7 protein-coding genes and 1 pseudogene are annotated in these 5,583 nt (G+C 68.0%); 5 read left to right on the top strand and 3 right to left on the bottom strand.

Annotated features, from left to right (window positions below):
* Window positions 1–58: 58 nt before the first annotated feature.
* Window positions 59–952 carry a DUF5936 domain-containing protein gene (locus tag FOE67_RS15060; protein ID WP_182664518.1) on the top strand — a complete coding sequence of 298 codons (894 nt, stop codon included), beginning with the start codon at window positions 59–61 and terminating at the stop codon, window positions 950–952.
* Between the two features lie 29 nt (window positions 953–981).
* Here the strand turns inward: FOE67_RS15060 and FOE67_RS15055 are convergent, their stop codons facing one another.
* A complete protein-coding gene (locus tag FOE67_RS15055) occupies window positions 982–1,314 on the bottom strand; it encodes a hypothetical protein (RefSeq protein ID WP_182664515.1) in 333 nt (110 codons plus the stop codon).
* 131 nt (window positions 1,315–1,445) lie between these two features.
* Window positions 1,446–2,099 carry a hypothetical protein gene (locus FOE67_RS15050; protein WP_182664513.1) on the bottom strand — a complete coding sequence of 218 codons (654 nt, stop codon included), beginning with the start codon at window positions 2,097–2,099 and terminating at the stop codon, window positions 1,446–1,448.
* A gap of 439 nt (window positions 2,100–2,538) precedes the next feature.
* Here FOE67_RS15050 and FOE67_RS15045 point away from each other — a divergent pair, with 439 nt between their 5' ends.
* The 4 genes from FOE67_RS15045 to FOE67_RS15030 all read left to right on the top strand — a co-directional run bounded on the left by FOE67_RS15045 (window position 2,539) and on the right by FOE67_RS15030 (window position 4,740).
* Window positions 2,539–2,733, top strand: coding sequence for a hypothetical protein (locus tag FOE67_RS15045; protein WP_438874225.1), 195 nt, complete (start codon window positions 2,539–2,541; stop codon window positions 2,731–2,733).
* Window positions 2,734–2,822: 89 nt separating this feature from the next.
* On the top strand, window positions 2,823–3,338 hold the full coding sequence (locus tag FOE67_RS15040; protein ID WP_182664511.1) for a hypothetical protein: 516 nt from the start codon (window positions 2,823–2,825) through the stop codon (window positions 3,336–3,338).
* 33 nt (window positions 3,339–3,371) lie between these two features.
* The gene (locus tag FOE67_RS15035; protein ID WP_182664509.1) at window positions 3,372–3,965 is read left to right on the top strand and encodes a hypothetical protein; all 594 of its coding nucleotides are present in this window, start codon (window positions 3,372–3,374) and stop codon (window positions 3,963–3,965) included.
* Between the two features lie 52 nt (window positions 3,966–4,017).
* Window positions 4,018–4,740 carry an OmpA family protein gene (locus FOE67_RS15030; protein ID WP_323384952.1) on the top strand — a complete coding sequence of 241 codons (723 nt, stop codon included), beginning with the start codon at window positions 4,018–4,020 and terminating at the stop codon, window positions 4,738–4,740.
* Window positions 4,741–4,764: 24 nt separating this feature from the next.
* Here the strand turns inward: FOE67_RS15030 and FOE67_RS15025 are convergent.
* Window positions 4,765–5,583, bottom strand: a pseudogene (locus tag FOE67_RS15025) (hypothetical protein); the annotation flags it as partial.

Here is a 5,583-nt window from a genome sequence, read left to right as displayed (position 1 = left end):
GAAGCCGTTCCCGACCCCGACCGAACGCCCGGAGCCCGCCGTGACCGACCTCGCCCCGCTGCTGCCCCTCCTGCTCGGCCTGGCCGCGGCCGCGGCCGTGCTCGGCCTCATCGCCGGCATCCGGGTCCTGCGCGCCGGCACCCCCCTGCCCCCCGACCTCCTCCTCGCCCTGGAGGTCGGCTCCACCCGGGTCTCCGCTGGGAACTCCGCCGTGGACCGACTGGGGATGCGCATGGCGCCCCTCGTCCTGCGCCTCATGGGGCCGGCCGCCGTCGAACGCAAGCGCCGCCGCATCGACCAGGCGGGCAACCCCGGGGGACTCACCCTCGACCGGTACGCCGCCCGTCGCGCCGTCTACGGGCTCTTCGGCCTGATCCTGGCCCCGATCTTCCTCGCCGCCGGACAACCCCTGTTCGCCGTCCTCGGCCTGGCCTTCGGCCTCCTCGCCGCCGACGTCCTCATCTGGCAGGGCGCCCGGGCCCGCAAGGACGCGATCGAACGCACCCTCCCCGACTTCCTCGACGTCCTCGCCGTGGTCGTCTCCGCCGGCCTCGGTTTCCGGCAGGCCCTCGAACGCGTCTCCTCCCGCTACACCGGCCCCTGGGCCGACGAGATCCGCATCACCCTGCGCCAGATGGACATGGGGGTCTCCCGCCGCCAGGCCTTCGACGAACTGCGGCGCCGCAACGACTCCGAGCCCGTCAACCAGTTCGTCTCCGCGCTCCAGCAGGGCGAGGAACTCGGCTCGCCGATCGCCGACACCCTCATCCAGATCGCCGCCGACATGCGGCGCACCGACGCGCAGAACGCCCGCCGCCGCGCCGCCCGGGCCATCCCCAAGGCGACCCTGGCCACCCTGGTCTTCATGGTCCCGGCGACGATGCTCATCATCGTCGCCGGGATGATCCTCGGCTCCGGGACCGACTTCTTCGCCATCCTCGGCGACGGCTGAGCCCGCCGCGGTCCGCGGGGCCGGGGAGGTCAGATCGGGGTCTGCTCCCCGCCCGGGGCGGGCGGTCCCTCGGCGTTCCCCTCCAGCGAGGCCTCGTACTCCCGGTCAAGGGCGGAGAACTCCTCGACCACCATGTCGGCGATCTCCTTCAACGCGGTCAGCTGGTCGTCGATCCGCTGCCGACCGTCCCGCCAGTTCGAGACGAAGTCCTCCAGCGCCTTGCGCACCGAGGAGTCACCGATGTCGTCCTCGTAGTTCTCCACGGTCCGGCCGGTGGCGTTCATGCGGGTGCGCACGGACTCCAACTCCTCGCCGAACTCCTCCAGCATCTCGTAGGGAACCTTCAGGTCGTTGTCGCTCACCTCGAAAACACCCCCTCGGCCCACTCGGGGCCGCGATCGTCGAACGGAAAGGACCAACGGACGGAGGATCGGACGGGACGGGCGCCGCGGTGTGCCGCCGAGGAGGGCCGGCGGGCCCGACGCCCCACCACTCAGACGAACCGGAAGGTCGAGGCCACCGCGTCGAACACGTCCAGGAACGAGTCGGCCAACTCCACCGTGTGACTGCTCCCCGCGACCAGCGCCACCCGGTTCGCACTGCCCGGCACGGGAATGAAGGTCTGCGAGAGCACCACCCGCATCGGACGCGGATCCTGACGGAACCTGATGTCCTCCACGCCCTCGGTGCGCGCCACGGTTCCCACCCCGGGGATCTCCACGGTGGACACCCGGCGCCACGGGTCCCCCTCGCGGCGGGGGGTGATCTCCTTCAACTGCGCCGCGATCGCCCGCGGATCGGTGGACAACGCGGTTCCGCCGGAGGTGCGCGCGTCCAGCAGGGAGACCGTCATCGAGGCCGTCACCGGAACCTCGCCGCCGAAGGTGTCCGCCATGCAGCCGATCCAGGCCGCCCCCGAGTCCCTGGCCTCCTTCGCCTGACGGCGCAGGAACGAGGCGATCGTCTCGGCGTGCTCGGCCAGTTGGGGACTGGCCCGCACCCGCTCACGGACCAGGCGGCGGATCCCCTCCTCCCGGGTCTCCGGGCGGATGTCGAACTCCCACCAGGTCTCCGGCACCTTGATGTGGAACCCCTCGCGCTCCACCGCGACGGTGTCCACCCACTTGCCACCCGAGTCGCCGACCATGGCTCCCCTCCCCGCGGGCGCCCCCGCACCGAACCCTCCACGGGGGATCCGACGGCTTGCCGCCGGAACGGTTGTACGCACCCCGTTTCCACCTCGTCACCGTACCCGGGGGTGACCAACAGGCCAACGGCCGGTCCCGTTCCGATACCGACCTTCGGTCATCCGCTGCCCAATTCGTGCGGGATGTGGCACAGTCAGTTGCGGTGGGTTCACTGGGTGGTTCGGGGGAGGGACGTCATGACACACGACTCGTCCCCGTCGCCCGGGAGCCCCGCGTACGAGGACCGCGGCCACCCCGGCCGCCACGACCGGGGCACCGCCCCCCGGATGGCGCCACCGGCCGACCACCCTCCCACCCACGGGAGGGAACCGTCGGTACGGGGCAGGGAATCGGCAGCCGCGCAGGGGGCGGCTGGAAGAGAGGTTCACCATGACCAGAGTGCTGTTGGAGTGGAGGCATCGCGTCGCCGGACGTCTGGGATCAGCCTCCCCGGACCGCGGCGCGGGCTTCGTCGAGTACGCCGGCCTGCTCCTCCTCATAGCCGCGGTCGTGGTCACAGTTTTCGGCCTGGGACTGGACAATCAAATCGCCACGGCTGTGCAGCGTGCGGTCAGTTCCGTCCTCAATCTTTGACAAGGGAGATATCCGGAAGTCGCTGCCCACGCGACCGTGGTGCGGCGTTTCCACTGTATATCTGGCTGATCAGTACCGGCCTCTTCGCCATGTTGGCTTTCTTCGTTTTCGCTCAGGCAGCTGCTCTGCGCGGAACGGGTCAGTCGGCTGCTGACGCCGCTGCTCTGGCTGCCGTACGCGAAGCGCGGGACAGTATCTATGAAGATTTTCTCACCTCCGTTGGAGGTGAGGGAGGCGACTTGGCCGAGATAATTGCCGGCGGCCCCTTGGAGGTGGGGTCTGCGTGTGGTGAGGCCCAACGGCTGGCCTCCATGAATAATGCCACCCTGGTCCACTGTTCTCCGCTTTCCGATCGCCTCGGCTATTCAGTGACCATTGAAACAAATGACTCGGTCGCTCAGACGGTCATTCCGGGCACGGGAAACCAGACGGCTCGTGCCGAAGCCACGGCGGTCATGGAGCCCCTCTGTGATGTACAGGAAGGGGAAGCCGAAGATGACTTTCCCGAGCTCTCTTGCGAGAGCGACACCTGGAAAATCGATCCCGACAGTGAGATCTCGGGCTTCGAGCCCCGAGATCTCTTTGGGATTCGCTTGGAAGACTGACGATGCGTGCCTTTTTGTAAAGGGATCGGTACGATGAATCTCCGTGACAGCAAGACGCGCCTCATCCTGGCGGCGATAGTTCTGGGATTGGCTTTGATAGTCATTGTGGCCAGTTGCAGTAGAGGTGATGGGGAATCAGATCCCGGCGCGGGGGCGGAGCAATCGGATGACTCGAACTCCCCTGGTGATTCGAATGGGGAAACGGAGGAAGCAGAGGAAGGCGGCCAAGAGGTATCTTTCTTGGCCAGCGTGACGGGAGAAGGCGGCATCACGCTGAACTTCACTCGTGCCGAGCGTGAGGAAGGCGGATTCCTGACAGTGGAAGGAACGATGCATAATGCCACCTCTGAGGTATGGGTGGACCTCGCCTGGAGAGGTGCGGAGAGAGAACTCGCGGTAAACGGATTTTCCATGGCCGGTGCGACTCTGACGGCGAAATCCGAAGGAAAGCGCTACCTTGTTCTTCGTGACACCACTGGGCGTTGCTTGTGCACCGGTTTTGGTGGAGCTGTCAACCCCGGGGAAACGGTGGAGTGGTTCGCCCAGTTCCCGGCTCCCGATCCGGCTACCACCGAGGTTGATTTCCAGATCGGACGTATGCCGACCGTCACCATCGAGATTGGCTAGGAGCCACGTCATGCGAGACATGCGCGCAGCAGCTCCGGGACGGGTGGTTGCCGTGGCGGCAGCCACGGCCGTCGCCCTCGGGATCGGAGCCCCCGCTTTCGCGGACGAGAACGGGGAGTACGAGCAACCTCCCGGCTACGAGGCCCCCGCCCCGCCGCAGATCGACGCCAACGCACCGGGCCTGATGCTGGGGGACGGGGCCACCCTCGCCGAGCCCCGGGTGCTGGACATCAAATTCGTGATCGAGGACACGGGTACACCGCCGGCGGCCACTCCCGAGCCGGAGAACCCGAATCCTCCGGTCGGGGACGACGAGGGCTCCGAGGATGAAGAGCCTCCGGTGGAGGAGGAGAACTCTCCACCCGATGAGGGAACGGCCGTCGACAGTGCGGGTGAGACGCGAGAGGAACGCACCGGCAACCAGCGCAAGTTCACTCTCCAAACCGACGTGATCTTCGGCAAGGACAGTGACGTGGTGAGTGACGAGGCCAGGGAAGCTCTCGCTGTGGTGGCCGAGGCGATCGCCGAGCACTCGCCCGCCGAGGTGAACGTCTTCGGCTTCACGGACAACCTGGGCTCATACGAGCACGGCGTGACACTCTCGAACAATCGTGCCCGCAACACCCAGCAGGTTCTCGTGGAACTGCTGGACGATCCGTCCGGCATCAACTTCAACGTTCGCGGCTACAGCGAGGACTACCCCCTCTACGACAACGGCACGGAGGAAGGACGGCAGAAGAACCGCCGGGTGGAGATCTCCTGGCCCAGCTCCTGACCCTGTCGGCCCGTCCCCTGCCGCTCATTCCCAGCGGGTGGCCAGCGTTCGGTAGGTCCGCAGCTCCTGGTTGTGGGGATCGCCCGTCACCTTGTCGAACCACAGGAGCGCGGTCGAACCGTCCCGCAGGACGAAGCAGATGCCCATGTTCTCGTGCAGGGTTTCGTCGCGGACGATGTCCGCCACCGGCACGGGGTTGGGGAGCGTCGGCTCCCGGGCGGCCTCCCGGCACTCCTCCTCCGAGATCCTCGGATCGGTGACGCGTCCCGCCTCCACCTCCGGCGCGATGTGGAAGCCGTCGTCCTCCACGCCGGGTTCGGGGCATGCCTGATAGACGATCTCGGGATCCGCCCCCACGTGTTGGTGGGAGCCGTATCCGATACCGGTGGTGGCCGTGAGGGTTTCCAACTCCACCATGGTGATGCCCGCTCCGTAACAGGTTCCCAGTGCCACGGTGGCGTTCTCGGTGTAGCGCGGGGCGTGGATGGTGAGCGGAACGACTTCACCCGAAACCGCCTCCTCCCCGCTTCCGGACCCCTCGTCCCCGCCCGGGCCGGCCGTGGGGTCGATCCCCGACGCCTGTCCGTCATCGGCCTGTTCGGCGGCCGGGTTCCCGGGCGTATCCGATGGGGCGGATGCGTCGGTGCCGTCTCCGGTGTCGTTGCCGGTCAGGTGGGCGGTGAGGAGGGTGCCGCCGATGGCGGCGACCGCCACGGCGAGGGCGGTCGCCAGGACGAGGGGGCCACGTCGGCGACGCGGTTCGCCGGGGGCCGGCGCCCCCGGCGCGGTGAGGGGTGCGGTGGGTCCGGGGAACGGGCCCGGTGGGCCGGCCACTGGCATCGG

The sequence above is a fragment of the Streptomyces calidiresistens genome (genome assembly GCF_014141525.1).
Taxonomy (GTDB): Bacteria; Actinomycetota; Actinomycetes; order Streptomycetales; family Streptomycetaceae; genus Streptomyces; species Streptomyces calidiresistens.
The sequence above is the reverse complement of the archived record's forward strand: the minus strand, read 5'-3'. Positions and strand labels throughout refer to the sequence as shown.

Coding starts and splice junctions, on each gene's coding strand:
- FOE67_RS15040 (WP_182664511.1), top strand. CDS start 2,823: ATGTTGGCTTTCTTCGTTTTCGCTCAGGCAGCTGCTCTGCGCGGAACG.
- FOE67_RS15050 (WP_182664513.1), bottom strand. CDS start 2,099: ATGGTCGGCGACTCGGGTGGCAAGTGGGTGGACACCGTCGCGGTGGAG.
- FOE67_RS15035 (WP_182664509.1), top strand. CDS start 3,372: ATGAATCTCCGTGACAGCAAGACGCGCCTCATCCTGGCGGCGATAGTT.